This is a genomic window from Limimaricola hongkongensis DSM 17492 (assembly GCF_000600975.2).
GTDB lineage: Bacteria > Pseudomonadota > Alphaproteobacteria > Rhodobacterales > Rhodobacteraceae > Limimaricola > Limimaricola hongkongensis.
In genome coordinates this window covers 1-24,323 of sequence record NZ_KK088650.1, presented here as the reverse complement: position 1 = coordinate 24,323, position 24,323 = coordinate 1, and the positions used below count along the sequence as shown (strand labels likewise).

Sequence of the window (24,323 nt, the reverse complement as noted above, 5' to 3'; positions counted from 1 at the left end):
AGGCCCCCGCCAAGGGTCCATGACGCCGCCCGTGTCGCGCGGCGGAACGCTGGAAACATTCCCCCAGTTTGGTAAGGATTTCGGCGCCCTTTCGCCATAAACCCCGCCTAGATCACACAGGCAGGGCAACCCCGGCGCCACCTGTGTGGTTGGGTCAGCCGGCGAGGGCCCAAAGCGAGGAGCGGATGCTCGAATTCGATCAGGTCAGCAAGTCCTTCTGGACCGGCACGCAGCGCAAGGTGATCCTCGACCGGGCGTCGTTCCGCGTCGAGCTTGGCCGCTCGCTCGGCATTCTCGCGCCCAACGGCACCGGCAAGACGACGCTGATCAACATGATGGCGGGGCTGGAAAAACCCGACGAGGGCCGGATCACCCGCGGCGCGCGCATTTCCTTTCCGCTGGGCTTCATGGGCGGCGTCGTGCCGCGCCACAGCGCGCGCGAGAACGCCCGCTACATCGCCCGGCTCTACGGGCTCGACCCCGATTACGTCGAGGCGTTCTGCCGCTGGCTCTGCGGCATCGCCGAGTATTTCGACCGCCCCGTCGGCACCTACAGCCAGGGCATGCGCGCGCGCTTTGCCTTTTCGTTGATGCTGGCGCTCGATTTCGACATCTACCTGATCGACGAGGGCATGCCGCAGACCACGGATGCCGAGTTCAACCGCAAGGCGGGCGAGATCCTGCGCGAACGGCTGGAGACCACCACCGTCATCATCGTTTCGCACCAGCCGCAGACGCTGGAGCGCTTTGCCCGCTCCGCCGCCGTGCTGCGGCATGGCCGGCTACGGATGTTCGACAGTCTCGAGGAGGCGCGCGAGCTTTATGACTACCAAGCCTAGGGTGACGCGGTACCGGCTTCGGGCGGGCGCGCCCCTCGCGCCGGACACCGCCGAACGGATCGCCTCCGCCGACGAGATTTCCGACGAGACCGTCGCGCAAAGCGAGGACGACACGGCGCGCCGCCGCACCGGCACCGCGATGGCGATGCGACCCGTGCAGCAATGGGTCGCCGAAGAACAGCGGGCCGATGCCGCCCCGGCGGACGAACTCACGGCGACCCGGCCCGAACCGCCGCCGCCCCCGCCGCCGGAAAGCACCGGGGGCGATGAGGGCGCACGGGTCGAAAGTATCCGCCAGGAGGGGCTGACGGGACGGCAGCTGCGCATGGCGCGCCGCGTGGCGCAGAAACAGGGGCTGCGGATCGCGTCGGATTACGACGCGGTGCGGCAGCTGCGCGATCTCGGCATCGACCCGTTCCAGCGCTCCAACATTCTCGAACTGGTGGTGCCGAGGCCGGAGGACGCGCCGGAGACCTCGGCCGAGCCGCGGGTGCAGCTGCCCTCCACCCTGCCCGACCCCGACCGCACCCTGCCCTCGACCGAGCGCGCCGATCCGGCCGAGCGCCGCGCCTCGGAAATCCGCGGCATCCAGCGCGATCTCGCCCGCCGCCGCCGCCGCCGCATGGCAATGCTGGGACTGCGACTGATGCTGCTGGTGGCGCTGCCGACGGTGCTGGCGGGGTATTATTTCTTCGCCGTGGCGACGCCGATGTTCGCCACCCGGTCGGAATTCGTGATCCAGCAGGCCGAACCGCAGGCGGGCGGCGGGCTTGGCGGGCTGTTTCAGGGCACCTCCATGGCGACCCAGCAAGACAGCATCACCGTGCAGTCCTATCTCACCTCGCGCGCCGCCATGCTGCGGCTCGACCGCGAGGAAGGCTTCAAGGAGGTGTTCTCGGACCCCGCGATCGACCCGTTGCAGCGGCTGTCGCCGCCCGCGACCAACGAGGCGGCCTACGCGGTCTACCAGGATCACGTGCAGATCTCCTACGACCCGACCGAGGGCATCGTGAAGATGGAGGTGATCGCCCCCGACCCCGACACCTCGCAGCGGTTTTCCGAAGCCCTTCTGGGTTATGCCGAGGAGCAGGTCGACCAGCTCACCGCGCGGCTACGCAACGACCAGATGCAAGGCGCGCGCGACAGCTACGAGGCGGCCGAGGCGCGCCGGGCCGAGGCGCTCGACAACTGGCTGCAAATCCAGCAGGAGGTGCAGCAGATCGACCCGGTGGGCGAAACCGCGGCCCGCACCCAGCAGATCTCGGCGCTGGAGACGCAGCGCCAGCAGCTTCAGCTGGAGCTGCAGACCCGGCTCGCGGTGCGCCGTCCCAACGAGGCGCAGGTGAATTCCCTGCGCAGCCAGATCTCGGGGATCGAGGCGCTGATCGCGGATCTGCGCCGCCAGATGACCGAAGCCTCCGAGGCGGGCTCGTCGCTGGCCGCGCGCAACACCGAGCTGCGGCTTGCCGAGGAGGATTACGGCTTCCAGACGCTTCTGGTGCAGCAGGCGCTGCAGCAGATGGAGGCCGCGCAGATCGAGGCCAACCGGCAGGTGCGCTACCTGTCGCTCGGGGTGGAGCCGGTGGCCCCGGACGAGGCGACCTATCCCAAGGCGCTGGAGAACACGGCGCTGGCGCTGCTGATCTTCTCGGGCATCTACCTGATGCTGTCGCTCACCGTGTCGATCCTGCGCGAACAGGTTTCGGGCTAGGCCCGGTGCGGGCGGCGCGTGACGCCGCCCGCCGCGCGCGCTAGACCAAGGCCGGACCGCGCAGCGAAAGGCACCTCTCCCATGATCGACGTCCAAATCGGCAATCTCACGGTCGGCAATGACCGCCCGCTCACCCTGATCGCCGGGCCCTGCCAGCTCGAATCCGACGATCACGCCCAGATGATCGCCGGCCGCATGGCCGAGGCCTGCGCCGCGCATGGCGCGCAGTTCGTGTTCAAGGGCAGCTACGACAAGGCCAACCGCACCTCGCTTTCGGGCAAGCGCGGTCTCGGGATGGAGGCGGGGCTCAAGGTGCTCGAGGGCGTCAAGCGCGCCGTCGGCTGCCCGGTGCTGACCGACATCCACGGGGCCGAGCATTGCGCGCCGGTGGCCGAGGTGGCCGACATCCTGCAGATCCCGGCCTTTCTGTGTCGCCAGACCGACCTGCTGTTGGCGGCGGGCGAAACCGGCGCCGCGATCAACGTCAAGAAGGGCCAGTTCCTCGCCCCGTGGGACATGGCGAACGTCGCCGAGAAGATCGCCTCGACCGGCAACACCCGCCTCATGCTGACCGAGCGCGGCGTCTCCTTCGGCTACAACACGCTGGTGGCCGACATGCGGTCGCTGCCCGAGATGATGAAGACCGGCTACCCGGTGGTGATGGATGCCACGCATTCGGTGCAGCAGCCCGGCGGGCTTGGCGGCGCCTCGGGCGGGCAGCGCGAGTTTGCCCCCGTCATGGCGCGCGCCGCCGTGTCCCTCGGCATCGCGGCGGTGTTCATCGAGACCCACGAGGCGCCCGACACGGCACCGTCGGACGGGCCGAACATGATCCCGATCGACCAGATGCCAAAGCTGATCGAGACGCTGATGGGGTTCGACCGTCTCGCCAAGGCCGATCCGATCCGGCTGTGAACCGCCGCGCCGCGGGCCCTACAGGCCCGCGGTCATGCGCAGGGGTCGCCATGAAAAATGCCCCTGCGGAAGTCGAAAAATCCTGCTTCCGGCTCTTGCGGCCCCCAGCCGACAAGGTTAGACAGCCGCCACACCTGCTGGGGTGTAGCCAAGTGGTAAGGCAGCGGTTTTTGGTACCGTGTACCGTAGGTTCGAATCCTACCACCCCAGCCAGGTTTTCCCCAAGTCATTGATATTGTTGATGTCCCGAAACGTGACTGGGGCATGTCACACAGAGCTGTCACACCACGGTGCAGCACTGGATGACGGGGATCTCGGACGGCCTGCTCTCGATGGAGGGCGGCATGACCGCAATGAACCATGTCTTCCGAAGAGGCGCCGTCTATACGTGGCGCCGTCGACTGCCTCGCACGCTGGTCAGGCGTGGAGCGCCTGCCGCAATGCAGTTGAGCTTACAAACCTGTGGATTACCGGCAGCTAGGCGTCTCGCCGCTATTGTGACAGCGCAGAGCGAAGCTGTATTTTGGGCCATGGAACACGAAAACCTTTCCCCCGAAGAGGCCCGGCGTTTGCTGGAGCATAGCTTGCGCGACGCGCAGGCTAAGATTGCAAAGCAAGAGCTTCTCGCCCTCGCAGATGGCGCGCCGAACGCAGCCGAAGCGGAACGCCGGGCCGATCTCGTGTCGGGACATGCGCATAGGCTGATGGCGATCCGCGGCCAGTCGGCACGCCTCGGCGAACAGGAAAGGCAGTCTCTTGCACGAGAGGGCTTGAGCGAGAAGGAATGCGGTGCCGTCGCCGCACATATGGATGTCCTGCGGGATGTGTATTTCTCTGAATCATGGGCGGGCCTGATCGGTCGGAAGGCCTTTGACGCCATTGGCCGGCGAAACCTGTCTTCCCTCGATCTGATCAATGCCCGACAGATCATTTTGAAAGGGCGCGCCGCCGCCTATCTCGAAAGCGTGGCCTCGAATGCTTCGGACGATATCAACCCTGCGATCACTCTCGCTGCTGAAATCAGGAGAGAAGCAACAAGCGTAGCCTACGCCCCGCCTTGCGCGGTTCCAGCAACGGATCATAGCACCATTCCGTTACAAGCCCAGTCCGAAGGGAAGAACGAGGCGCGTACGCCTGAGGGCCCAGGCAATGTATCGGCGATTGCGAAAACCAATGAAGGCGTGCTTTCCAACGATCTCGAATACGACAGCCGGATCGATGCAGTTTGTGCTCGTTTGATCGACGACAAAAGCCGAGATGGCGTCGACGAAAAATTCCAAACGCAGATCATGACTGCGGCCCGCATCCTTCAGCAGGTCACAGATATCAGAGATGTCCGAGACTTGAACCACAGGCATTGCGCCCGCTTCCGGGACTCTCACCACAAGCTTCCCAAAAGCTGGGGAAAAAGCCCGAAAGATCGTGAGCTAACGGTGCCACAGATCATCGAGGCTGCAACGCACTTGCCTGCCGAGAAAAAAGGACTGAGCGCTGCAACCATCAACCGTAATATCGGCCTGCTGAAACAGTTGCTCGACAGAGCGGAAAGCGACGGCATTCCGATTAGCTCAAGTATCAAGCTAGACAAACTGCGCGTTCGATCCCATCGCCGGGCCCGTGACGACCGAAAGCCGTTTAGTATTAGCGAGATCCGCAAGGTCTTCGAGCATCCCGTCTGGACAGGTTGCCGCGGATCCACCCGCCGCCTACTTCCGGGCGAAAAGGTCATCAAGGACGGCCTGTTCTGGGTTCCCCTCATTGCTGCATATACCGGCGCTCGTCGAGCTGAAATCGCCGGCCTTTCGATCGATGATCTGCGCCAAGACGAGAATGGCTTCTGGTTTTTCGATATCCGTTTTTCAAATCTTCGACGTCTCAAGAACGAAGCGTCGATCCGCAAGGTGCCGGTTCACAGTCACCTCATCGAGCTTGGATTGATCGAGCTCCTGAACACCCAGAGGAAATCGAAAGGCGCCGAGCTATTCCCCGACATGCGGCCGAAGCACGCCAAAGGCATCTATGGTGATCGGCTTGATCGAAACTGGAGAAGGATCGTCGCGCAACAACTCGGGAACGAGGAGAACGGCAATTCACCAGAACAGGTTTTCCACTCTCTTCGCCACTACGTGATCAACCAGCTCAAGCGAGATCCTGAACTCAAGGCGGGCCATGAGAAAGATCTCGTCGGGCATGCGGGGCGCGACGAGACCGAGGAGCGCTATGGGGACACGCTACCCATCAGCATCCTCAGACCCGCCATCGAACGGCTCCCGCGAGTGTTCGGCCTCGACTGACAACAAGTGAATCCACGTAGCCGCCCACATTCGCTCGAACTCACCTAGTCGGAAGCGAGGAGTGGCATCGACAACCGGAGCATCCGTTCGGCATCAGACCAACATGTCCCAAATCATCTGACGACGGACAAGGTACGATAACCACTCGTACAATCTCAGAAACTACCTCCCTGGGACGAACGCATAGCCGTCGCCGTTCTTCTTTACACTGCCCATTCCGCCCGCTGGAAGGTGGAAACCGATTAGTGGCACCCCACGCTCAGCCAAGTCCTGCAACAAAGCCAAGCGGGTCCGGGCGGCCTTCTCCGGATCCTGATCGGCGGGCATTGGCCATTCGGGGCGCGCGAAGGCCAGATGCGCGTTGCCGATGGCATCACCAGCAACCAACGCTTGGCCACCGCCGATCTCGAAAGACATGTGCCCCGGCGTATGTCCGAAACTGGCCCGCGCCACGACGCCGGGCAGCACCTCGTCCCCGTCCTCGAACGTCTCCAGCCTGTCTGCGAGCAGTTCGATCCGGCGCGCGGCACCCGCGGCGAAACTCTGCCGTTCGGCGCCGATCGTTTCCGGCGTCTCGGGATCAACCCAATAGTCGCGCTCGATCCGACCAATGAGATGTCGCGCATTCACGAACAGGGGTTCGTCGAAATCATCAATCGCGCCCCAGAGATGATCCGGGTGGCCATGGGTAAACACGACATGGGTAATGTCGTCCGGCGACAGGTCGAGAGCGGCGAGCGCTTCGGGTAGCCGCCCAGTGCTTTGCATGAAGGTAGAACCGGCGCCGGCGTCGAACAGTACGACATCCTCGCCCGATCGTAGAAGCGTCACATTACAAGGCGGCTCATAGCCCCCCGCCGCCACACCAGCCGCGTCGAGGATCGCGCGCGCTTCGTCCTGCGGGAGGTCGCCAATCAAGAAGCTCTCAGGCAGTTGCAGGTGCCCGTCGCTCAGCGTCGTGATCCGCAGATCGCCGAGATCCATCTCTGTCGCGGCCCAAGCACGACCAAAGACGACGGTGGCGCCGAACCCTGCCGCGCCACGCAAGACCTTGCGTCTAGTAATCCTCATCACCCCTCCCCGAAAAAACACATTCGCATCATTGCATGCAAATCGTTGCAGCGTCGAGGGGGATCACTCGGCCATCGCGAAGCCGTCGATCAATTGCCGCAGCCCGATCGCGGCGCCCAATGCGATCGCGGCCAACGTCACCGGGGCGCTGATCGCGAGGACCGAGAAGGCAGTGATGCCTTGGCCGATGCTGCAGCCCGCCGCCGTCACCGCGCCCCATCCCATCAGCCCCGCGCCGAGGATCTGGCGTTTGAGTTCGCGCGGGTCCTCGCAGGCTTCCCAGCGGAAATGCCCCTTCCAGAGGCTGCCCGCGAAGGCGCCCGCCAGCACGCCGACCACCGATCCGACGCCGAAGCTCAGCGCGGTGCCGCTCGAGGTCATGGTATAGAGCATGGTTTCGCCCAGGGGCGCCGAGAAGCTGTGCGACGCGACGGGCAGCGCGTCGAACCCGGTCCGGAACAGCCAGGCCGTACCCGCCCATCCCATGGCAATGGCCAGCCCGACGGACGCGCCGCAGAAGAGGGCACCCCGGCCCAGCGCCGCCCCGCTCCGAAGCGCCAAGGCGAGGATAGCCAGACCGACGAGCACACCGCAGGTCCAGAGCGGCAGGCCGGAGGCCTGCGCGAACCAGTGTCCGATGCCCGGCGTCGGCCCTTCGCCTGGCGCGAAGAGCGCGACCCGAAGCCCGGAGAGCGGACCTGAGAGGGTCGCGTATGCCGCGAGCCCCATGACCAGCACGATCACGAAGGAGCGCATGTCGCCGCCGCCTAGCCGCGCCAGTGCGCCGTAGCCGCAATTGCCCGCCAGCGCCATGCCGTAGCCAAAGACCAGCCCGCCAAGGATCGTGCCCGGCAGGCTCCAGCCTTGGGCGAGGTAGAAGCTGTCCATTGGGTCGAACAGCCCTGCGGCCATCAGTCCGAAGGCCACGATCACCGCGACGCCGATGGCGATGCCCCACATCCTGAGCCGCCCAAGGCTGCCGCCATAGAGCGCGTCCTCGATGGCACCGAGCGTGCAGAAGCGTCCCAGCCGCGCGGCCGCACCCAGCACCGCGCCGCTGCCCATGCCGATGAGCGCGGCGACGGTCGGCTCGTCGAGCCAATCCAGCATATCGAGATCCTCCCTGCGCGCCCTCCCCGGCGCGCCTGTCAAGCCGAGCGGCAGAACAGCTCGTAGACGAGCTCCATGATCCGGCGCGGCCGATCATCGGTCAAGCTGTAGTAGATGGTCTTTCCCTCGCGGCGCGGTGTCACCAGCCCTTCGAGCCTGAGCCGCGCGAGTTGCTGTGAGACGGCAGCCTGCCGCGCTGAGAGCAGCTGCTCCAGCTCGGTCACGGATTTCTCTCCGGTGACGAGGTGGCACAGGATCATCAGCCGGCCCTCGTGACCGAGCGCCTTGAGAAAGTCCGAGGCCTCCTGCGCGTTGCGCATCATGAGGTCCATGTCGGCTTCGCTCATACTCTCCGTGATCTTCGGCAGGGCCATCGCTGCGCTCTCCGTTTCGGCGAAGCGGCTCCGCCCGATGTCAGGCCAGCAATCTATGGTCTCAGGCCCCGCATAACAATGCGATCCGGTCATCTGGATCGGTCCTGAGGCACCAAAGTCGCGCCCAGCGTCTCGCCCAGGAGACGTGCCAGCAGAGCCCAGAAGAAATCCTCGCCCGGATAGCCCTCGATCCGGCCCAGCTCGCGGCCGTCATCGACCAGAAGGAAGGTCGGGGTGAACACCACCTTGCCGTCGAGTTCCATGCCACCCGGCAGCTCGCCGATGTCGATCCGCCGCAATGGCGCGGCCTCGCCCTCGTCGGTCCTAGGATAGATCGGCCCGATCTCGTCGTTCCAGCGCGCGCACCAAGGGCACCCAACCTGCTCGACCATGACGAGCTCCAGCGCCGCTGCAGCGACACCGGGCTGGACGGCCATGAACAGGCAAAGGCAGATGGCTGCAACGCGCGACATGCGGATCCTCGATCGGGGCGGGGGCGGCGCTCGATTGACTGACCGCCGCCATCCCATAATAGTATTGCAATATGATATAAGCAATCGGAGGCGGCATGTTCGAGGTCACGCTGGGCGGCGCGGTGCTGGCGGGGCTGCTGTCCTTCCTATCTCCTTGCATCCTGCCGATGGTGCCCTTCTATCTCGGTTATCTCGCCGGCACCGGCGCGCGGCAGGCCGAAATGGGTGCCACCCCGCCCGGACGCGGCCGGACGCTGCTCTTCACCGCGCTGTTCTCGGCCGGGATCATCACCGTCTTCGTGGCGCTTGGCGCCTCGGCATCTTTCGCTGGACAGTTCCTGCGCGACTGGTTCGACCTGCTGCGTTGGATCGCGGCTGCAATCATCATGTTGATGGGGTTTCACTTTCTGGGCCTGCTGCCGATCGGCCTCCTCTATAGGCAGTTCCGCCTCGACGGGGGCACAGGGTCCGCTCACGACATCGGGCTTGCGGGTGCGTTCATCATGGGGCTGGCCTTCGCCTTCGGCTGGACGCCCTGCGTGGGCCCCGTGCTCGGCGTGATCCTGTTCACCGCAGGCAGCCTGCAGACCGCCGCGCAGGGCGCATGGCTGCTGCTGGCCTACGGAATCGGCATGACCCTGCCCTTTCTGCTGGCGGCGGTCTTCGTGGCTCCCTTTACCCGCCTCATGCGCCGCTTCCGGCGCTACCTCGGGGCCATCGAGAAACTGACCGGCGCGCTGCTCGTGGCCTTCGGGCTGCTGATCGCCACCGACTCGGTGAACCTGATCGCGCAATGGATGCTCGACGAATTCACCATCTTCAGCCGCTATGGATGACAGGAGCCCGCCATGATCCGCTTCAGATACGCGCTCGCGCTGCTTCTCCTTTCCGCCCTGCCCGCCGCGGCGGAGTTGGGCGATGACGGGCTCCACAAGGCGTCCTGGATGCGCCAGACCTTTCTCGACCTGCGCGAGGATCTCGCCGAGGCGAACGCCGCAGGGCGGCGGCTGATGCTGCTCGTGGAGCAGCGCGGCTGCATCTACTGTCGCAAGATGCACGAGGAGGTCTTCGCCCTGTCCGAGATCGCGCAGGCATTGGACGAAGATTACTTCGTGGTGCAGCTCAACATGTTCGGCGACCTTGAGGTGACCGATTTCGACGGCACCATCCTGCCGGAAAAGGAGATGATTGCGCGCTGGGGCCTGCTATTCACGCCGACGATGATGTTCCTGCCCGAACAAGTGCCGCAGGAGAGCATGGCGGCCGAGTCGGCAGTGGCGATCATGCCGGGCGCGTTCGGCCCCGCAACCACCCGCAACTTGCTGCGCTGGGTGCTGGAGCATGGCTACGCGGGCGACGAGCCGTTTCAGAAATACCACGCTCGAATGCTTGAAAGCCAAGCTGAATAGCAGCTTGGCTTCAGGCCGACCCAAGCCGTATTCAAGAAATTAAATATGATGTTGATTGGAACGCTCGGTCCAGAGTAACGTCGCTTTGGAGGACAAAATGCCGCAGGGAGGACTTATGTCGCGACAAATCACCCTTGCCGTGGCGCTCGCGCTTATCGGCGCAGCCGCGCAGGCCGAGGTCGCGCCGCAGGAGGTGGCCTATGGCGAATACGGCGCCATCGAGGCCTCCCTCAGCGGCACCCCCGGCGATCCGAAGGCGGGCGCCGAGGTCATGGCCAATCGGGGCCTGGGCAACTGCGTCGCCTGCCATGCGGTCGGCACGCTCGAGGAGGTGCCGTTCCACGGCGAGGTCGGCCCGCCGCTCGACGGTGCCGCCGATCGCTGGACCGAGGCGGACCTGCGCGGGATCGTGGCGAACGCCAAGATGACCTTCCCCGGCACGATCATGCCCGCCTTCTACAAGACCACGGGCTTCATCCGTCCCGGCGACGGCTTCACCGGCAAGGCCGGGACCGAGCCGCTGCCGCCGCTGCTCACCGCGCAGCAGGTCGAGGACGTGGTCGCCTACCTGATGACGCTGCGCGACGAGTGAACGCGCGGCAGGAGAGGAGAGAAATGAGCTTTTCACGCAGACAGACCCTGGCCATCATGGCCGGCAGCGGGCTCTCGGTGATGCTGGGCGGGCGCATGGCGCTAGCCACGCCGACCGAGGAGCTGATCGCCAACTTCACCGGCGGCGCCGAGATCACCGGCGAGGGTCTGACCCTCACCGCGCCCGAGATCGCCGAGAACGGCAACACCGTTCCAGTGGAGGTCGACGCCCCCGGCGCCGAGGCCATCATCCTGCTGGCCACCGGCAACCCCAACCCCGATGTGGGCGTGTTCCATTTCGGCCCCCTTGCGGGCGCGCAGATGGCCTCGACCCGGATCCGCCTCGCCGGCACGCAGGAGGTCGTCGCCATCGCCAAGATGTCCGACGGCAGCTTCGCGCGCGCCGCGCAGGAGGTGAAGGTGACCATCGGCGGCTGCGGCGGCTGAGTTCGGGACAAGGAGCAAGAGACATGGCAGAGAACGTCACCCCCCGCGTCCGCGTCCCCAAGGAGGCCGCCGCCGGCGAGGTCATCACCATCAAAACCCTGATCAGCCACCCGATGGAGTCGGGCCAGCGCAAGGACAAGGACGGCAACCTCATCCCGCGCTCGATCATCAACCGCTTCACCTGCACGTTCAACGGCAAGACCGTGATCGACGTGGCGATGGAGCCTGCGATCTCGACCAACCCGTATTTCGAGTTCCAGGCCAAGGTCCCCGAGAGCGGCACCTTCACCTTCACCTGGATCGACGATGACGGGTCGACCTACGAGGACACCAAGGAGATCGCCGTCGCCTGACGGCTCGACGCGAACAGGGCAAGGGAGGAGACCTTGATGAGACAGATGCTAAGGACCGGGGCCGCGTGGGCGGCGCTCGGGCTGGCCGGGTCGGCCGCCCTTGCCCCCACCGCGATGGCGCAGGAAACGAACCTCGTCATCAACGACGAGATCGAGATCGTGACGCGGGCGCCGGCGCCCGAGCACATGGAATACGTCCGGGAGATCTTCTCAGGCTGGGAATACCGCTCGCCCGAGACGCAGACGCTGCAGATGGACGATTTCGAGAACCCCGGCATGATCGGCGTCGACAACGCCCGCGCCGATTTCGACACCGCCATGGGTGCGGACGGACAGTCCTGCGCATCCTGCCACGATACCCCCGAGGCGCTCGAAGGCGTGCGCGCGGTCTATCCCAAGTGGGACGAGGCCAAGGGCGAGGTGCAGACGCTTGAGATGCAGGTCAACGAATGCGTGACCGAGCGCGCGGGCGCCGAGGCCTGGGACTACACCGGCGACCGGATGACCGAAATGGTCGCGCTGATTTCGTCTGTTTCGCGCGGCATGCCGGTGAACGTGGCGATCGACGGCCCCGCTCAGGAGACCTGGGAGCAGGGCAAGGAGATCTACTACACCCGCTACGGCCAACTCGAGCTCGCCTGCGCGAACTGCCACGAGGACAACTACGACAACATGATCCGGGCCGACCATCTGAGCCAGGGCCAGATCAACGGCTTCCCGACCTACCGGTTGAAGAACGGCAAGCTCAACGCCGTGCATGACCGGTTCAAGGGCTGCGTGCGCGACACCCGCGCCGAGACCTTCGCACCGGGCAGCCCCGAATTCGTGGCGCTGGAGCTCTATGTCGCCTCGCGCGGCAACGGCCTCTCGGTCGAGGGTCCCTCGGTCCGCAACTGAACGACACCCCGCCCGGCTCTCGCCCGGCGGGGTGCTTTCGCCCGAACATATTCAATAATACGCATCTGATGACAGGGAACCGCCCATGATCGCCCGCCGCCACTTTCTTCAGGCCGGCCTCGCCGCCTCCGCCCTCTGGGGCGCTTCTGGCTTCGGCAACTGGTCCCGGCTCGCGGCCCAGCAGCGGCTCGGCCAAGACGACCTGATCGGCACGGGTGGCCCCGGCAATGTCACGCTGATCCACATCACCGACATCCACGCCCAGACCCAGCCGATCTGGTTCCGCGAGCCCGAGATCAACCTTGGCGTCGGCGAGGCGCAGGGGCTCGTGCCGCATGTGACCGGCGCCGCCTTCCGCAAGCTCTACGGCATCGAGGACGGCTCGCCGCTCGACTACGCGCTGACTTATGATGACTTCGTGGCCCTAGGCCGCGAATACGGGCGCATGGGCGGTCTCGACCGCATCGCGACCGTCCTCAAGGCGATCCGGGCCGAGCGCCCCGACGCGCTGCTGCTCGACGGCGGCGACACCTGGCAGGGCTCGCTGCCCGCGCTCAGGACCGAGGGCGCCGACATGGTGCGGCTGTTCAACGCGCTGGGCACCGACGCGATGACCTCGCATTGGGAGTTCACGCTCGGCATCGACCGCGTGAACGAGATCATCGAGACCGAGCTCGACCCCGCCTTCCTCGGCGCCAACATCTTCGACGCGATGTGGGACGAACCGGCTTATGAGCCGTTCAAGCTGTTCGAACGCGGCGGCACCTCGATCGCCGTGATCGGCCAGGCCTTCCCCTACCTGCCTATCGCCAACCCGAGCTGGATGTTCCCCGATCTGAGCTTCGGCGTGCGGCAGGAGCGGATGGCCGAGGTGGTGCAGGAGGCCCGCGACGCCGGCGCCGAGGTCGTGGTGGTGCTGTCGCATAACGGCTTCGACGTGGACCGCAAGATGGCCGCGCAGGTGCCCGGCATCGACGTGATCCTGACCGGCCACACCCATGACGCCCTGCCCGAGCCGGTGCTGGTCGGCAACACGCATCTGATCGCGTCGGGCAGCCACGGCAAGTTCGTCTCCCGCGTCGATCTCGACGTGCAGGACGGCGCGCTCAAGGGGCTGACGCACCGCCTCATCCCGATCTTCTCGGACGTGATCGCGCCCGACCCGGAGATGACCGCGCTGGTCGAGGAGACCCGCGCCCCGTTCAAGGACGAGATGGCCGAGGTGCTCGGCACCACCGAGTCGCTGCTCTACCGGCGCGGCAACTTCAACGGCACCTGGGACGACCTGATCTGCAACGCGCTGATCTCCGAGCGCGAGGCCGACATCGCGCTCTCGCCCGGCTTCCGCTGGGGCGCTTCGCTGATGCCCGGCCAGGAGATCACCCGCGAGGACGTCTTCAACGCCACCGCGATGAGTTACCCCGAGGCCTACCGCTCCGAAATGACCGGCGAGACGCTGAAGCTCATTCTCGAGGACGTGGCCGACAACCTGTTCAACCCCGACCCCTACTACCAGCAGGGTGGCGACATGGTCCGCGTCGGCGGCATGGGCTACCGGATCGATATCGGCCAGCCCGTCGGCAGCCGGGTCACCGAGATGACGCTGCTGTCGTCGGGCGAGAAGATCGATCCGTCGAAGACCTACGTCGTGGCCGGATGGGCCAGCGTCAACGAGGGCACCGAGGGCCCGGCGATTTGGGACGTGGTCGAAAGCCACATCCGCAATCAGGGCACCGTGTCCATCGACCCCAACACGAGCGTCGACGTGGTGGCCGGATGAGCCGCCGCACCGATACAGAAGACAAGAGGACCCCGAGCATGAGCAAAGATCCCGCCCCCTCGCGGCGCGGCTTCCTGACCGGCGCGCTCGCCGCCGGCGGTGCGATCGCGGGCAGCCGCGTGGCCGCGCAGGCGCCCGATCCCGCGATCACTGAGCTGCAGCCTTGGATGCAGTATCTGGGCGACGGCGTCGACGCCCGGCCCTATGGCACGCCCTCGCAGCACGAGGCGCATGTGGTGCGCCGCAACGTCGAGTGGCTGACCGCCGACCCGGTCTCCTCGGTGAACTTCACGCCGATCCACGAGCTCGACGGCATCATCACCCCGAACGGGCTGTGCTTCGAGCGACACCATGCGGGCATCGCCGATGTCGACCCCGCCGCGCACCGGCTGATGATCAACGGTCTCGTCGACAAGCCGCTCGTCTTCACCATGCAAGACCTGATGCGCTTCCCGCGCGAGAACCGGGTCTATTTCCTCGAATGCGCGGCCAATTCCGGCATGGAATGGGCCGGCGCGCAGCTCAATGGCTGCCAGTACACGCACGGCATGATCCACAACGTGGTCTATACCGGTGTGCCGCTGCGGCTGCTGCTCGAAGAGGCGGGCGTGAAAACCAACGGCAAGTGGATCATGCCCGAGGGCGCCGACGCGAGCGCGATGACCCGCTCGATCCCGATCGAAAAGGCGATGGACGACTGCCTCGTTGCCTTCAAGATGAACGGCGAGGCGCTGCGCCCCGAGCAGGGCTACCCGGTCCGCCTCGTCGTGCCGGGCTGGGAAGGCAACATGTGGATCAAGTGGCTGCGTCGGATCGAGGTCGGCGACCAGCCCTGGCACCACCGCGAGGAGACGTCGAAATACACCGACCTTCTCGACAACGGCATCGCCCGCCGCTTCACCTGGGAGATGGACGCCAAGTCGGTGATCACCAACCCCAGCCCACAGGCGCCGATCCTGCATTCCAAGGGGCCGACCGTGCTGACCGGCATCGCCTGGTCGGGCCGCGGCACCATCCCGCGGGTCGACGTGACGCTCGACGGCGGCAGGAACTGGCACCAGGCGCGGATGTCGGGGCCGAGCTTCGACAAGTCGATGCACCGTTTCTACTTCGAGTTCGACTGGGACGGGAAACCGCTGCTGCTGCAGAGCCGGGCGCATGATTCCACCGGCTACGTCCAGCCGACCAAGGACGAGCTGCGGCAGATCCGCGGCGAGAACTCCATCTACCACAACAACGGCATCCAGACCTGGCATGTCAACGAACGCGGCGAGGCGGAAAATGTCGAAGTTTCTTAAGATCCTCGCTCCCGCCTCCGCCGGCACGGCAAGCGTGCTGACACTGGCCTACGTGCTGGCCGACCAGTTCGTGGTCGACATGCCCGCGCCCGCGCGCGTGTCCTTCGTGGCCTCCGCAAACGCGCAGGAAAGCGAAGCTCAACCCGAAGCCCCCGCTACGGAAACATTGGCTCAAGCCAGCCCGACGGAGAGCCCTGCCCCTGCCCGCGAAGGCGGCTACGGGCTCGGCCGCGAGGCGCTGTCCGAAGAGATCGCCGCCTGGGACATCGACATCCGCCCGGATGGAGAGGGTTTGCCTGTGGGCTCAGGCGACGTCTGGACCGGCGAGGAGGTTTTCGTCGCGAAATGCGCTTCGTGCCACGGCGATTTCGGCGAGGCCGTTGGCCGCTGGCCGCAACTCGCCGGCGGAATGGGCACGCTTGACCGCAAGGACCCGGTCAAGACCATCGGTTCCTACTGGCCCTATCTCTCGACCGTCTGGGACTACGTCCACCGCGCCATGCCCTTCGGCGACGCGCAGTCGCTCACGCCGGACGAGGTCTACGCGATCACCGCCTACCTGCTCTACCTCAACAACGTGGTCGAGGACGACTTCGAGCTCTCGAGCGAGAACTTCGCCGAGGTCGAGATGCCCAATGTCGAGGGTTTCAAGCCCGATGACCGGCCCGAGACCGAGCTGGCCGCCTTCGGCGGAGAAGCTTGCATGGAGGGCTGCAAAGACGAGGTCGAGATCACCATGCGCGCCGCCGTGCTCGACGTGACGCCGGGCTCGGACGAGGGCGACGCCTCGGTCGAGGAGACGGCGATCGAGGTCGAGGAACAGGCCGAGGCGCAGCCCGCGGATGCGGAACCGGCCGAAGAGGCGGTGGCGGGCGACCAGCCCACGGCCGCGGAAGACGAGGCAGGCCAAGCCTCCGCCGAAGGCCGCCGACGCGGAAGCGGCCCCGTCGGAGGGCGCTCCCGTCGAGGAGGCGAGCGCCGGGCCCGACCCCGAACTCGTCGCCGCCGGCGAGCGGGTGTTCAAGAAATGCGCCGCCTGCCACCAGGTCGGAGAGAACGCCACGAACCGCAGCGGCCCGAAGCTCAACGGCATCGTCGGCCGCACCGCCGGGACGGTCGAGGGCTTCCGCTACTCCGGCGCGATGGAAGAGGCCGGTGCCAACGGGCTGGTCTGGGATCACGAAAGCCTTGCGGGCTTCCTCGCCGATCCGCGCGGCTACATGAAGGGCACCAAGATGTCCTTCGCCGGGCTGCGCAGCGAGGAGGACATCGCCGCCATCACCGCCTTCCTCGAGGCGCAGGGCGAGTGAGCCATTCCGGGTGGCCCGCGCCGGGCCATCCGCATCGCCGCCGAGCGCGGCAGGGGAGACAGCCGGGCCATGCCCGGCCCGACTCGCAACAGGGGAGGATGAAGACCATGAGAGTATTCCTTTGGGCGGCGGCCGCCGCCGTCGCGGGGAGCGTCGCCTCGGCGCAGGAGATCGTCACATACCCCTTCGACGGCAGCTTCGAGGACGCGACCTTCAGCGTCGAGAGCGCCATCGTCGGCGAGGGGCTGGTGGTCGACTATGTCAGCCATGTCGGCGAGATGCTCAACCGCACCGGCGAGGACGTGGGCAGCGACGTGACCATCTTCGACGCCGCCGACGTCTTCCTGTTCTGCTCGGCGGTGGTGTCGCGCAAGGTCATGGAGGCCGACCCGGCCAACATCGCGCACTGCCCCTACGGGATCTTCGTCACCGACAAAGATGGCGCGGTCGAGATCGGTTATCGGGCGATGCCCGACGGCCCGATGCAGGAGGTGCAGGCGCTGCTCGACGACATCGCCAAAGAGGCGGCGGGGCAGTAGCGGGTGGCCTTCGACAGCTTCTTCAACGCCGAGCTCGATCGTCTTCGCGACGAGGGCAACTACCGCCGCTTTGCCGAACTGGAGCGCCATCGCGGCGCCTTTCCCGCCGCCACCCGGCATGACGGACCGTCTCCCTCCACGGTGACGGTTTGGTGCTCGAACGACTATCTCGGCATGGGCCAGCACCCGAAGGTGCTGGCCGCGATGCACGCGGCCATCAACGAGGTCGGCGCGGGCGCCGGCGGCACCCGCAACATTTCGGGCACGACGCGCCACCATGTGGCGCTCGAACGCGAGCTGGCCGATCTGCACGGCAAGGAGGCGGCACTGCTGTTCACCTCCGGCTACGTGTCGAACTGGGCGGCGCTCGGCACGCTGGCATCGCGCATTCCCGGGTGCGTGGTACTGTCGGATGCTGGCAATCATGCCAGCATGATCGAGGGCATCCGCCACAGTCGCGCCAAGAAGGTGATCTGGAAGCACAACGACCTCGCCGATCTAGAGGCGAAGCTCGCCGCCCTGCCGGCCGAGACGCCCAAGATCGTCGCCTTCGAAAGCGTCTACTCGATGGATGGCGACATCGCTCCCATCGCGGGCATCTGCGACCTTGCCGAGCGCTATGGCGCGATGACCTATCTCGACGAGGTGCATGGCGTCGGCCTCTACGGCCCCCGCGGCGGCGGCGTCGCCGAGCGCGAGGGGCTGATGGGGCGCATCGACGTGATCGAGGGTACGCTGGGAAAGGCCTATGGCGTGATGGGCGGCTATATTGCCGCCTCCGCCGCGCTGTGCGATTTCGTGCGCAGCTTCGCCTCGGGCTTCATCTTCACGACGGCCTTGCCCCCGGCCGTCGCCGCGGGCGCCCAGGCCGCGGTGCGGCATCTCAAGACCTCGGACACCGAGCGCCGCCTGCAGGCCGGACGGGTCGCCTCGCTGCGCGAACGGCTGGACGCGGTGGGCATCCCGCACCAGCCCAACCCCAGCCATATCGTGCCGGTGATGGTGGGCGACCCGGTGAAGTGCCGCTGGATCTCGGATCTGCTGCTCGACGAATTCGGCATCTACATCCAGCCGATCAACTACCCCACCGTCCCACGCGGCACCGAGCGGCTGCGCATCACGCCCTCGCCGGTGCATTCCGAGGCTGACCTCGACCGGCTCACCTCGGCGCTGGCGACGCTCTGGGACCGCTGCCGCATCGCCCGCGTGCCGATGGCCGCGCAATAAGGGAGATCACCATGATCCGCATCGCAATTGCCCTCGCCCTGCTCGCCGCCCCGGCCCTGGCCGACCCGGTCGGCATCGACGCCGAACGCATGGCCATCACGGTCGAGACGCCCGACGGGCCGATCGAAATCATGCGCGGACAGGACAACGACGCCGTCATCACCGGCGATTTCGCTAAGACCTCGCGCGCCTGCCCGCCCTTCTGCATCCAGCCAATGACGCCGGCCGAGGGCGTCACCACGATCGGCGAGTTGGAGCTGCTCGACATGCTGGAGGACCCGGAGGCGGTGGTGATCGACAGCCGCACCCGCGAATGGTTCGAGGGCGGCACCATTCCCGGCGCGATCCACATGCCATGGGAGCGCATCACCGACCAACTGGGCGAGCTGGGCTGCGAGCCGGATTTCGAGGGTTGGGACTGTTCCGAAGCGCCCGAGGTCGCGTTGTTCTGCAACGGCCCATGGTGCGGCCAGTCGCCCACCGCGATTCGCGCGATGATCGGTGCGGGCTATCCGGCGGAGAAGATCAACTACTACCGGGGCGGAATGCAGGTCTGGCGCCTTCTCGGCTTGACCGTGGCCGAGGGGCGCTGAGCCGCAGGTCGCGGCCCAGCAGCAAAGTCACGGCTTGACGTAGGTGTAGCCCTGCCCCTGCAGGTAGCTCAGTTCGGCCACGCCCGAGGGCACGATCTGGTCTTCGAACACCTCGAACAGGTCCTCCTCGTAGCTGATGTCGCGCCCGACAAGGGTGTTGTTGCACACGAGGAAGGAGACGTTCTGGCCGCGCAGGCTGGTCACGTCCATCTGCAGCTGCTCGTTGCTCATCGCGTTCTGCAGGAGTCCGACGCCATTGCCATGCAGCACGACCTTGACCTCGATGTTGTCGCGCCCGACAGCGTTGATGTGGTTCTGTACATTGCGCAGCGCACCACGATAGGCCTTGTCCTCCTCACCCCCAATACCGTTGATGTGGTAGACCACCTTCTGCTGGCCGTAGCGATCGCTTTCGGCCGCGGCAGGCCCGGTTGCCATCAGGGTCAGCACCGCCAGCCCGGCAGCGAGGGCGCCACGCATCCGTTTAAGTATCGTCATCTCGTCCTCCCTTGAGCGGGCATGGGCGGCATGCCCCACCGCGCCGGACTGGGGCGGCGCTCGTTGCTGCGCCCGTCCGGCTGCGCCATTTCGACGCATTCACACATTCAACTACGTATTGGTCACCTGTCCAGCTTTGTCTCGGGCCTCGGCGGGGAGGCGCCACTGCCTCACCCGCCATGGAACCCCGCCCGATGCATTCCAGTTTTCGCATATAAAGGAGGACCCGCCATGACCCTGCGCTTCGAACAGATTTTGGCCGACGGCGTCGCCGAATGCTCCTACCTGCTGGGTGACGATGCCGCGCATGTTTGCGCCATCGTCGACCCCCGCCCGGACGTCGAGATCTACCTCGCGGCGGCGCGGCGCTTCGGCCTCGCCATCACCCATGTCTTCGAAACTCACATCCACGCCGACTTCATGAGCGGCGCGCGCGAGCTGGTCGACCGGCTCGGCGGGCAGGCCAAGCTCTACGTCAGCACCGAGGGCGGCGCCGAATACGGCTTCGACCATGAGACGGTGCGCGACGGCGACGAGTTCCGCTTTGGCGGGCTGCGGATGAAGGCGCGCTTCACCCCCGGCCATACCCCGGAGCACATGTCCTATTTCCTGTATGACGGCGATACCGAGACGCCCTGGGGTGTGCTCTCAGGCGACGCCTTCTTCGTCGACAGCATCGGACGGCCGGACCTGATGGGCGACGACCAGACCGAGGAGCTGACCGAGAAGCTGTTCCACACGGTGCGCGACGTGTTCATGGCCCTGCCCGACGACGTCATCATCTATCCCTGCCACGGCGCGGGCTCGGCCTGCGGGCCCGACATCGGCGACCGGATGTCGAGCACCATCGGCTACGAGCGGCGTTTCAACGACTACGCGAAGATCGAGAGCCTCGAGGAGTTCAAGAAGGTGATGCAGGCGGACGCGCCGCCGGTGCCGACGCATTACCCCCGGCTCAAGAAGGTGAACGCCAAGGGCCCCGAGGTGCTGCGTAACCTGCCGCGCGTGCCGCCGTTGACGGTCGAGCAGTTCTCCAAGGCCACTGAGCGCGGTGCGCAAATCGTCGACACCCGTGACATGATGGACTTCGGTGCAGGCCACGTGAAGGGCAGCCTCAACATCGGCGCGCGGCCCGAGCTGTCGGTTTGGGCAGGCTGGCTGCTCGACCCGGAAAAGCCCATCCACCTCGTGCTTGGCGATGACGGCGACCTGCCCGAGGTCGTGAAGCTGCTGTGGCGCACCGGCTTCACCGAGTTCGGCGGCTATCTCGCCGGCGGCATGAGCGCCTGGCGCGAGGCGGGGCGCGACTTCGCGCAGATCCCGCAGATCTCGGTGCATGAACTGAAGGGTGCGAAGGACCTCACCCCGCTCGACGTGCGCAAGCCCGACGAATGGGAGGGTGGCCACGTGCCGGGCGCGACGCATGCCTTCCTCGGTAAGCTGCGCGAGAAGATGAACGATCTCGACCGCTCCGCGCCCTACGCGACCTACTGCGCCAGCGGCTTTCGCGCGAGCATCGCGTCGAGCCTGCTCGCGGCGCACGGCTTCGAGAACATCCACAACGTGCCGGGCAGTTGGAAGGCGTGGAGCGCCGCCGGCTACCCGACCGAAACCCCAGGCAACACATGAGGATCAAGATGGAAAATGTCGTCGAGATTGACAGCAATCATAGCATCGCCCGCTTTGCCCCCGACGAGGCCGCCTTGCGTCAGGCCGCCGAGAAGGGCTTTCGCAGCGTCGTGAACTTCCGCACCGCGGAAGAAAAGCAGGAGGTCGCACCTGACGAGGAACGGCGCATCGCCGAAGACGCCGGGCTCACCTACCTGCATCACCCGGTCTCGCCGGAGGCGCTCGACGACGCGCTGGTGGATGATTTCCGCCGTTCCCTCGACGACCTGCCCCAACCCGTGCTGCTGCACTGCGCCTCTGGCAAGCGCGCGGGCGCGATGACGCTGATGGCGTTGGCGGCGGAGAAGGGCCTCGATGGCGACGCAGTCATAGACATGGGGCGCGAGAACGGCCTCGATCTGTCGCAGGAGCAGATCGGCCAGTTCGTGAAGGCCTACGCCGACCGCAAATCCGGGGCCTGATCCCTACCCTGCACCCGGAAGGTCCGGGCGCAGGCTCTCAGTCCGCGGAGCGTGCGCAGTAGAGCTTGTGCAGCGTCTCGAGGACAGCGGCGACCTCGTCGCCGGTCACGCTGTAGTAGATCGTCTGACCGTCGCGGCGCCCCTCGACCAGCCCGGCCTCCTTCAGCCGCTTGAGCTGCTGCGACATGGTCGGCTGCGACATGTCGCAGATCCGGGCCAGCTCCCCCACGGACCGTTCGCCATCGACAAGGCGGCACAGGATCTGCAGCCGCGCTTCCGAGGCCAGCATCCCCATCAGCGCCGCGGCACCCGTGATGTCGCCGTCGAGGAAATCGTCGGTGATTTTCATATGCGCCCCATTGAATATTACTCATCAGGAATATATAGATGTTCTGAAACAAGACAAGTCCGACGGCGTTGGCCGTCGTATCACGGAGTCGAGAGATGGAAACAGAGTTCACCCCATGGCTGTCGCTCGGCGGCGGCATGATGATCGGGGCCTCGGCGGTGCTGCTGATGGCCACCAATGGCCGCATCGCCGGCATCAGCGGTCTCACCTCGCGGATCTTCGCGCGCGCCACCGATGGCGAGGCGCGCGGCGTCTCGGCGCTGTTCGTGCTGGGCCTGCTGCTCGCCGCGCCGATCTGGCTGCTGGTCTCGGGCGAATGGCCGCAGCAATGGGTGCCGTCGAGCCCGCTCCTGATGGCCGCCGCGGGTCTCTTGGTGGGCTTCGGCGCCACCTATGGCAATGGCTGCACCTCCGGCCACGGCGTCTGCGGCATCAGCCGCGGCTCGATGCGCTCGATCACCGCCACCGTCACCTTCATGGCCGCGGCCTTCGTCACGGTCTTCGTCACCCGTCACCTGATCGGAGGCTGAGATGAAACAGGTTTTCGCGCTTCTCTCCGGCCTGATCTTCGGCTTCGGCCTGATCATCTCGGGCATGTCCGACCCGGCCAAGGTGCTGAACTTCCTCGACGTGTTCGGCACCTGGGATCCGAGCCTCGCCTTCGTCATGGGCGGCGCCATCGCGGTGACCGCGCCGGGCTTTGCTTGGCTCACCCGCAGCCGCTCGCGCCCGTTCTTCGACACCGAGTTCCGCATCCCGAGCCGCACCGACCTCGACCCCAAGCTGTTGACCGGCGCGGTGCTGTTCGGCACCGGTTGGGGGCTCGGCGGCTTCTGCCCCGGCCCGGCGCTCACCGCGCTGCCGATCGCGGCGACCGGGACGCTGATCTTCGTGCCCTTCATGCTGGCCGGCATGTGGCTGGCCCGGCATACCCCCGACCTCTCCATGCCCCTCAGCAAAGGAGCCACCCAATGACCGACCCCCTCAAGAGCCGCGTCGTCCGCCATTCGCCCTCGACCGGCGAAGGCAGCCCCGACGTCTGGGGCATCTACGAGCCCGACACCGGATCGATCCAGTATATCTGCGCCGATCCCGCGACCCGTCAGGCGGCGCTGATCGACGTGGTGTGGAACTTCGACCCGAAAAACTACCGCTTCTCCACGGAGAGCATGGATCAGGTCCTCGACATCGTGCGCGACAACGACCTGAAGGTGCAGTGGGTGCTCGACACCCACCCCCATGCCGATCACGTCATGGCCTCGGCGCATCTCAAGGAGCGCACCGGCGCCCCCAACGCGATCGGCGCGCTGGTGCCCGAGATCGCGAAGATCTGGGCAGACATCTACAACCTGCCCGAGGCCTTCGCGCCCTCCCGCGATTTCGATCACCTGTTCGAAGAGGGCGAGACCTTCCAGATCGGCGATCTGGAGGCGAAGGTCATGCTCTCGCCCGGCCACACGCTGGGCTCGATCACCTATGTCTGCGGCGACGCGGCCTTCGTGCATGACACGCTGATGCAGCCCGATGCCGGCACCTCGCGCTCGGACTTTCCGGGTGGCAAGACCGCCGAGCTGTGGGATTCGATTCAGGACATCCTCGCTCTGCCCGGCAACACCCGCCTGAACGTGGGCCATGACTACGGCACCAAGGAGCGCAAGGAGCCGATGTGGGAGGCCACGGTCGACGAGCACCGTGCGCACAACATCCACGTCAAGGATGGCACCGAGCGCGAAGCCTTCATCGAGCGCCGTCAGACCCGTGACAAGACGCTGGCGCTGCCGAACCGCATCCTTGCGGCGCTGCAGATCAACCTGCGCGGTGGGCGGCTGCCCGAGGCCGAGGATGACGGCCATCACTACCTGAAGCTGCCGGTGAACCGCTTCGACTGAGGCCCTCCCGGGCGGCCTGTTGGCCGCCCGCTTACCATTCCCCACATGCCGGACGGACCGAGATGACCCTGCCCCCGCTGTCGCGTTACCTGCCGATCCTCGACTGGGGACGGCGCTACGACCGCTCGGCCTTTACCGGCGACATGGTCGCCGCGGTGATCGTGACGATCATGCTGATCCCGCAATCGCTGGCCTATGCGCTGCTCGCAGGCATGCCGCCAGAGGCGGGGATCTACGCCTCGATCGCGCCGATCCTGCTCTACGCG

At 66.2% G+C, this 24,323-nt stretch carries 28 protein-coding genes, 1 tRNA gene and 1 pseudogene; 24 read left to right on the top strand and 6 right to left on the bottom strand.

What is annotated here, in order from left to right; genetic code table 11:
* Positions 1 to 185 precede the first annotated feature (185 nt).
* From LOKHON_RS04750 to LOKHON_RS15625, 5 genes are all read left to right on the top strand, one after another.
* The gene (locus LOKHON_RS04750) at positions 186 to 839 is read left to right on the top strand and encodes an ABC transporter ATP-binding protein (RefSeq protein WP_017928110.1); all 654 of its coding nucleotides are present in this window, start codon (positions 186 to 188) and stop codon (positions 837 to 839) included.
* Positions 823 to 2,550, top strand: a complete 1,728-nt coding sequence (locus tag LOKHON_RS04745; RefSeq protein ID WP_033315492.1) for a KpsE/RkpR family capsule polysaccharide export protein — start codon at positions 823 to 825, stop codon at positions 2,548 to 2,550. Before LOKHON_RS04750 ends, LOKHON_RS04745 begins: the two co-directional genes overlap by 17 nt.
* Before the next feature lie 81 nt (positions 2,551 to 2,631).
* On the top strand, positions 2,632 to 3,465 hold the full coding sequence (kdsA, locus tag LOKHON_RS04740) for a 3-deoxy-8-phosphooctulonate synthase (RefSeq protein ID WP_017928108.1): 834 nt from the start codon (positions 2,632 to 2,634) through the stop codon (positions 3,463 to 3,465).
* Between the two features lie 138 nt (positions 3,466 to 3,603).
* Positions 3,604 to 3,678 (top strand) — tRNA-Gln (locus tag LOKHON_RS04735).
* A gap of 77 nt (positions 3,679 to 3,755) precedes the next feature.
* Positions 3,756 to 5,759 (top strand): DUF6538 domain-containing protein, encoded by a 2,004-nt coding sequence (locus tag LOKHON_RS15625; RefSeq protein ID WP_162561755.1) that lies wholly within the window; start codon positions 3,756 to 3,758, stop codon positions 5,757 to 5,759.
* A gap of 162 nt (positions 5,760 to 5,921) precedes the next feature.
* Here LOKHON_RS15625 and LOKHON_RS04715 read toward each other — a convergent pair whose 3' ends face one another.
* From LOKHON_RS04715 to LOKHON_RS04700, 4 genes are all read right to left on the bottom strand, one after another.
* Positions 5,922 to 6,830 carry an MBL fold metallo-hydrolase gene (locus LOKHON_RS04715; RefSeq protein ID WP_017928104.1) on the bottom strand — a complete coding sequence of 303 codons (909 nt, stop codon included), beginning with the start codon at positions 6,828 to 6,830 and terminating at the stop codon, positions 5,922 to 5,924.
* A gap of 63 nt (positions 6,831 to 6,893) precedes the next feature.
* Complete coding sequence (locus LOKHON_RS04710) at positions 6,894 to 7,940, bottom strand: YeeE/YedE family protein (RefSeq protein ID WP_017928103.1); 1,047 nt, start codon at positions 7,938 to 7,940, stop codon at positions 6,894 to 6,896.
* Between the two features lie 38 nt (positions 7,941 to 7,978).
* Complete coding sequence (locus LOKHON_RS04705; RefSeq protein WP_017928102.1) at positions 7,979 to 8,314, bottom strand: ArsR/SmtB family transcription factor; 336 nt, start codon at positions 8,312 to 8,314, stop codon at positions 7,979 to 7,981.
* 89 nt (positions 8,315 to 8,403) lie between these two features.
* Positions 8,404 to 8,787 (bottom strand): thioredoxin domain-containing protein, encoded by a 384-nt coding sequence (locus LOKHON_RS04700; protein ID WP_017928101.1) that lies wholly within the window; start codon positions 8,785 to 8,787, stop codon positions 8,404 to 8,406.
* Positions 8,788 to 8,882: 95 nt separating this feature from the next.
* Here LOKHON_RS04700 and LOKHON_RS04695 point away from each other — a divergent pair, with 95 nt between their 5' ends.
* The 13 genes and pseudogenes from LOKHON_RS04695 (at position 8,883) to LOKHON_RS04635 (ending at position 19,231) form a co-directional block, all read left to right on the top strand.
* Positions 8,883 to 9,623 carry a cytochrome c biogenesis CcdA family protein gene (locus LOKHON_RS04695; protein WP_017928100.1) on the top strand — a complete coding sequence of 247 codons (741 nt, stop codon included), beginning with the start codon at positions 8,883 to 8,885 and terminating at the stop codon, positions 9,621 to 9,623.
* Between the two features lie 12 nt (positions 9,624 to 9,635).
* Complete coding sequence (locus tag LOKHON_RS04690; RefSeq protein WP_017928099.1) at positions 9,636 to 10,196, top strand: thioredoxin family protein; 561 nt, start codon at positions 9,636 to 9,638, stop codon at positions 10,194 to 10,196.
* A 115-nt stretch (positions 10,197 to 10,311) separates the two neighbouring features.
* Positions 10,312 to 10,788: a sulfur oxidation c-type cytochrome SoxX gene (gene soxX / locus LOKHON_RS04685; protein WP_017928098.1), complete on the top strand. Its 477-nt coding sequence runs from the start codon at positions 10,312 to 10,314 to the stop codon at positions 10,786 to 10,788.
* A 23-nt stretch (positions 10,789 to 10,811) separates the two neighbouring features.
* Complete coding sequence (gene soxY, locus LOKHON_RS04680; protein WP_017928097.1) at positions 10,812 to 11,234, top strand: thiosulfate oxidation carrier protein SoxY; 423 nt, start codon at positions 10,812 to 10,814, stop codon at positions 11,232 to 11,234.
* A gap of 23 nt (positions 11,235 to 11,257) precedes the next feature.
* Positions 11,258 to 11,587 carry a thiosulfate oxidation carrier complex protein SoxZ gene (gene soxZ, locus LOKHON_RS04675; protein WP_017928096.1) on the top strand — a complete coding sequence of 110 codons (330 nt, stop codon included), beginning with the start codon at positions 11,258 to 11,260 and terminating at the stop codon, positions 11,585 to 11,587.
* A 36-nt stretch (positions 11,588 to 11,623) separates the two neighbouring features.
* Complete coding sequence (soxA, locus tag LOKHON_RS04670) at positions 11,624 to 12,484, top strand: sulfur oxidation c-type cytochrome SoxA (RefSeq protein WP_017928095.1); 861 nt, start codon at positions 11,624 to 11,626, stop codon at positions 12,482 to 12,484.
* An 85-nt stretch (positions 12,485 to 12,569) separates the two neighbouring features.
* A complete protein-coding gene (gene soxB, locus LOKHON_RS04665; RefSeq protein ID WP_017928094.1) occupies positions 12,570 to 14,264 on the top strand; it encodes a thiosulfohydrolase SoxB in 1,695 nt (564 codons plus the stop codon).
* Between the two features lie 38 nt (positions 14,265 to 14,302).
* Positions 14,303 to 15,562, top strand: a complete 1,260-nt coding sequence (soxC, locus tag LOKHON_RS04660) for a sulfite dehydrogenase (RefSeq protein ID WP_017928093.1) — start codon at positions 14,303 to 14,305, stop codon at positions 15,560 to 15,562.
* A pseudogene (locus LOKHON_RS16665) lies at positions 15,519 to 16,073 on the top strand (c-type cytochrome); the annotation flags it as partial. The gene soxC and the pseudogene LOKHON_RS16665, both read left to right, overlap by 44 nt.
* Positions 16,074 to 16,578: 505 nt before the next feature.
* The gene (locus LOKHON_RS16660; protein WP_051585576.1) at positions 16,579 to 16,872 is read left to right on the top strand and encodes a c-type cytochrome; all 294 of its coding nucleotides are present in this window, start codon (positions 16,579 to 16,581) and stop codon (positions 16,870 to 16,872) included.
* A gap of 107 nt (positions 16,873 to 16,979) precedes the next feature.
* Entirely contained in the window at positions 16,980 to 17,411 is a 432-nt protein-coding gene (locus tag LOKHON_RS04645; RefSeq protein ID WP_017928091.1) for a DUF302 domain-containing protein, read from the top strand.
* 3 nt (positions 17,412 to 17,414) lie between these two features.
* Positions 17,415 to 18,638, top strand: coding sequence for a 5-aminolevulinate synthase (gene hemA, locus LOKHON_RS04640; protein WP_017928090.1), 1,224 nt, complete (start codon positions 17,415 to 17,417; stop codon positions 18,636 to 18,638).
* An 11-nt stretch (positions 18,639 to 18,649) separates the two neighbouring features.
* Positions 18,650 to 19,231, top strand: a complete 582-nt coding sequence (locus tag LOKHON_RS04635) for a rhodanese-like domain-containing protein (protein ID WP_017928089.1) — start codon at positions 18,650 to 18,652, stop codon at positions 19,229 to 19,231.
* Positions 19,232 to 19,258: 27 nt separating this feature from the next.
* Here LOKHON_RS04635 and LOKHON_RS04630 read toward each other — a convergent pair whose 3' ends face one another.
* On the bottom strand, positions 19,259 to 19,729 hold the full coding sequence (locus tag LOKHON_RS04630; protein ID WP_110549215.1) for a DsrE family protein: 471 nt from the start codon (positions 19,727 to 19,729) through the stop codon (positions 19,259 to 19,261).
* A gap of 231 nt (positions 19,730 to 19,960) precedes the next feature.
* Here LOKHON_RS04630 and LOKHON_RS04625 point away from each other — a divergent pair, with 231 nt between their 5' ends.
* Both LOKHON_RS04625 and LOKHON_RS04620 read left to right on the top strand, forming a co-directional pair.
* Entirely contained in the window at positions 19,961 to 21,358 is a 1,398-nt protein-coding gene (locus tag LOKHON_RS04625) for an MBL fold metallo-hydrolase (protein WP_017928087.1), read from the top strand.
* On the top strand, positions 21,355 to 21,819 hold the full coding sequence (locus tag LOKHON_RS04620) for a protein tyrosine phosphatase family protein (RefSeq protein ID WP_245631431.1): 465 nt from the start codon (positions 21,355 to 21,357) through the stop codon (positions 21,817 to 21,819). The genes LOKHON_RS04625 and LOKHON_RS04620 overlap by 4 nt, the downstream gene beginning before the upstream one ends.
* Before the next feature lie 37 nt (positions 21,820 to 21,856).
* Here the strand turns inward: LOKHON_RS04620 and LOKHON_RS04615 are convergent, their stop codons facing one another.
* Entirely contained in the window at positions 21,857 to 22,168 is a 312-nt protein-coding gene (locus tag LOKHON_RS04615) for an ArsR/SmtB family transcription factor (protein WP_017928085.1), read from the bottom strand.
* A 95-nt stretch (positions 22,169 to 22,263) separates the two neighbouring features.
* Between LOKHON_RS04615 and LOKHON_RS04610 the strand changes: the two genes are divergently transcribed.
* The 4 genes from LOKHON_RS04610 to LOKHON_RS04595 all read left to right on the top strand — a co-directional run.
* Positions 22,264 to 22,698, top strand: a complete 435-nt coding sequence (locus tag LOKHON_RS04610; RefSeq protein ID WP_017928084.1) for a YeeE/YedE family protein — start codon at positions 22,264 to 22,266, stop codon at positions 22,696 to 22,698.
* Position 22,699: 1 nt separating this feature from the next.
* Positions 22,700 to 23,143, top strand: a complete 444-nt coding sequence (locus LOKHON_RS04605; RefSeq protein ID WP_017928083.1) for a YeeE/YedE family protein — start codon at positions 22,700 to 22,702, stop codon at positions 23,141 to 23,143.
* Complete coding sequence (locus LOKHON_RS04600) at positions 23,140 to 24,057, top strand: MBL fold metallo-hydrolase (protein WP_036082366.1); 918 nt, start codon at positions 23,140 to 23,142, stop codon at positions 24,055 to 24,057. The genes LOKHON_RS04605 and LOKHON_RS04600 overlap by 4 nt, the downstream gene beginning before the upstream one ends.
* A gap of 62 nt (positions 24,058 to 24,119) precedes the next feature.
* The coding region (locus LOKHON_RS04595) for a SulP family inorganic anion transporter (protein WP_036082363.1) at positions 24,120 to 24,323 on the top strand (204 nt) is incomplete at its 3' end.

What these genes read in the sequence shown, in the direction of transcription:
- LOKHON_RS04750 (WP_017928110.1), top strand. Translation starts at nt 186, where the DNA reads ATGCTCGAATTCGATCAGGTCAGCAAGTCCTTCTGGACCGGCACGCAG.
- LOKHON_RS04745 (WP_033315492.1), top strand. Translation starts at nt 823, where the DNA reads ATGACTACCAAGCCTAGGGTGACGCGGTACCGGCTTCGGGCGGGCGCG.
- kdsA (WP_017928108.1), top strand. Translation starts at nt 2,632, where the DNA reads ATGATCGACGTCCAAATCGGCAATCTCACGGTCGGCAATGACCGCCCG.
- LOKHON_RS04715 (WP_017928104.1), bottom strand. Translation starts at nt 6,830, where the DNA reads ATGAGGATTACTAGACGCAAGGTCTTGCGTGGCGCGGCAGGGTTCGGC.
- LOKHON_RS04710 (WP_017928103.1), bottom strand. Translation starts at nt 7,940, where the DNA reads ATGCTGGATTGGCTCGACGAGCCGACCGTCGCCGCGCTCATCGGCATG.
- LOKHON_RS04705 (WP_017928102.1), bottom strand. Translation starts at nt 8,314, where the DNA reads ATGGCCCTGCCGAAGATCACGGAGAGTATGAGCGAAGCCGACATGGAC.
- LOKHON_RS04700 (WP_017928101.1), bottom strand. Translation starts at nt 8,787, where the DNA reads ATGTCGCGCGTTGCAGCCATCTGCCTTTGCCTGTTCATGGCCGTCCAG.
- LOKHON_RS04695 (WP_017928100.1), top strand. Translation starts at nt 8,883, where the DNA reads ATGTTCGAGGTCACGCTGGGCGGCGCGGTGCTGGCGGGGCTGCTGTCC.
- LOKHON_RS04690 (WP_017928099.1), top strand. Translation starts at nt 9,636, where the DNA reads ATGATCCGCTTCAGATACGCGCTCGCGCTGCTTCTCCTTTCCGCCCTG.
- soxX (WP_017928098.1), top strand. Translation starts at nt 10,312, where the DNA reads ATGTCGCGACAAATCACCCTTGCCGTGGCGCTCGCGCTTATCGGCGCA.
- soxY (WP_017928097.1), top strand. Translation starts at nt 10,812, where the DNA reads ATGAGCTTTTCACGCAGACAGACCCTGGCCATCATGGCCGGCAGCGGG.
- soxZ (WP_017928096.1), top strand. Translation starts at nt 11,258, where the DNA reads ATGGCAGAGAACGTCACCCCCCGCGTCCGCGTCCCCAAGGAGGCCGCC.
- soxA (WP_017928095.1), top strand. Translation starts at nt 11,624, where the DNA reads ATGAGACAGATGCTAAGGACCGGGGCCGCGTGGGCGGCGCTCGGGCTG.
- soxB (WP_017928094.1), top strand. Translation starts at nt 12,570, where the DNA reads ATGATCGCCCGCCGCCACTTTCTTCAGGCCGGCCTCGCCGCCTCCGCC.
- soxC (WP_017928093.1), top strand. Translation starts at nt 14,303, where the DNA reads ATGAGCAAAGATCCCGCCCCCTCGCGGCGCGGCTTCCTGACCGGCGCG.
- LOKHON_RS04645 (WP_017928091.1), top strand. Translation starts at nt 16,980, where the DNA reads ATGAGAGTATTCCTTTGGGCGGCGGCCGCCGCCGTCGCGGGGAGCGTC.
- LOKHON_RS04635 (WP_017928089.1), top strand. Translation starts at nt 18,650, where the DNA reads ATGATCCGCATCGCAATTGCCCTCGCCCTGCTCGCCGCCCCGGCCCTG.
- LOKHON_RS04630 (WP_110549215.1), bottom strand. Translation starts at nt 19,729, where the DNA reads ATGACGATACTTAAACGGATGCGTGGCGCCCTCGCTGCCGGGCTGGCG.
- LOKHON_RS04625 (WP_017928087.1), top strand. Translation starts at nt 19,961, where the DNA reads ATGACCCTGCGCTTCGAACAGATTTTGGCCGACGGCGTCGCCGAATGC.
- LOKHON_RS04620 (WP_245631431.1), top strand. Translation starts at nt 21,355, where the DNA reads ATGAGGATCAAGATGGAAAATGTCGTCGAGATTGACAGCAATCATAGC.
- LOKHON_RS04615 (WP_017928085.1), bottom strand. Translation starts at nt 22,168, where the DNA reads ATGAAAATCACCGACGATTTCCTCGACGGCGACATCACGGGTGCCGCG.
- LOKHON_RS04610 (WP_017928084.1), top strand. Translation starts at nt 22,264, where the DNA reads ATGGAAACAGAGTTCACCCCATGGCTGTCGCTCGGCGGCGGCATGATG.
- LOKHON_RS04605 (WP_017928083.1), top strand. Translation starts at nt 22,700, where the DNA reads ATGAAACAGGTTTTCGCGCTTCTCTCCGGCCTGATCTTCGGCTTCGGC.
- LOKHON_RS04600 (WP_036082366.1), top strand. Translation starts at nt 23,140, where the DNA reads ATGACCGACCCCCTCAAGAGCCGCGTCGTCCGCCATTCGCCCTCGACC.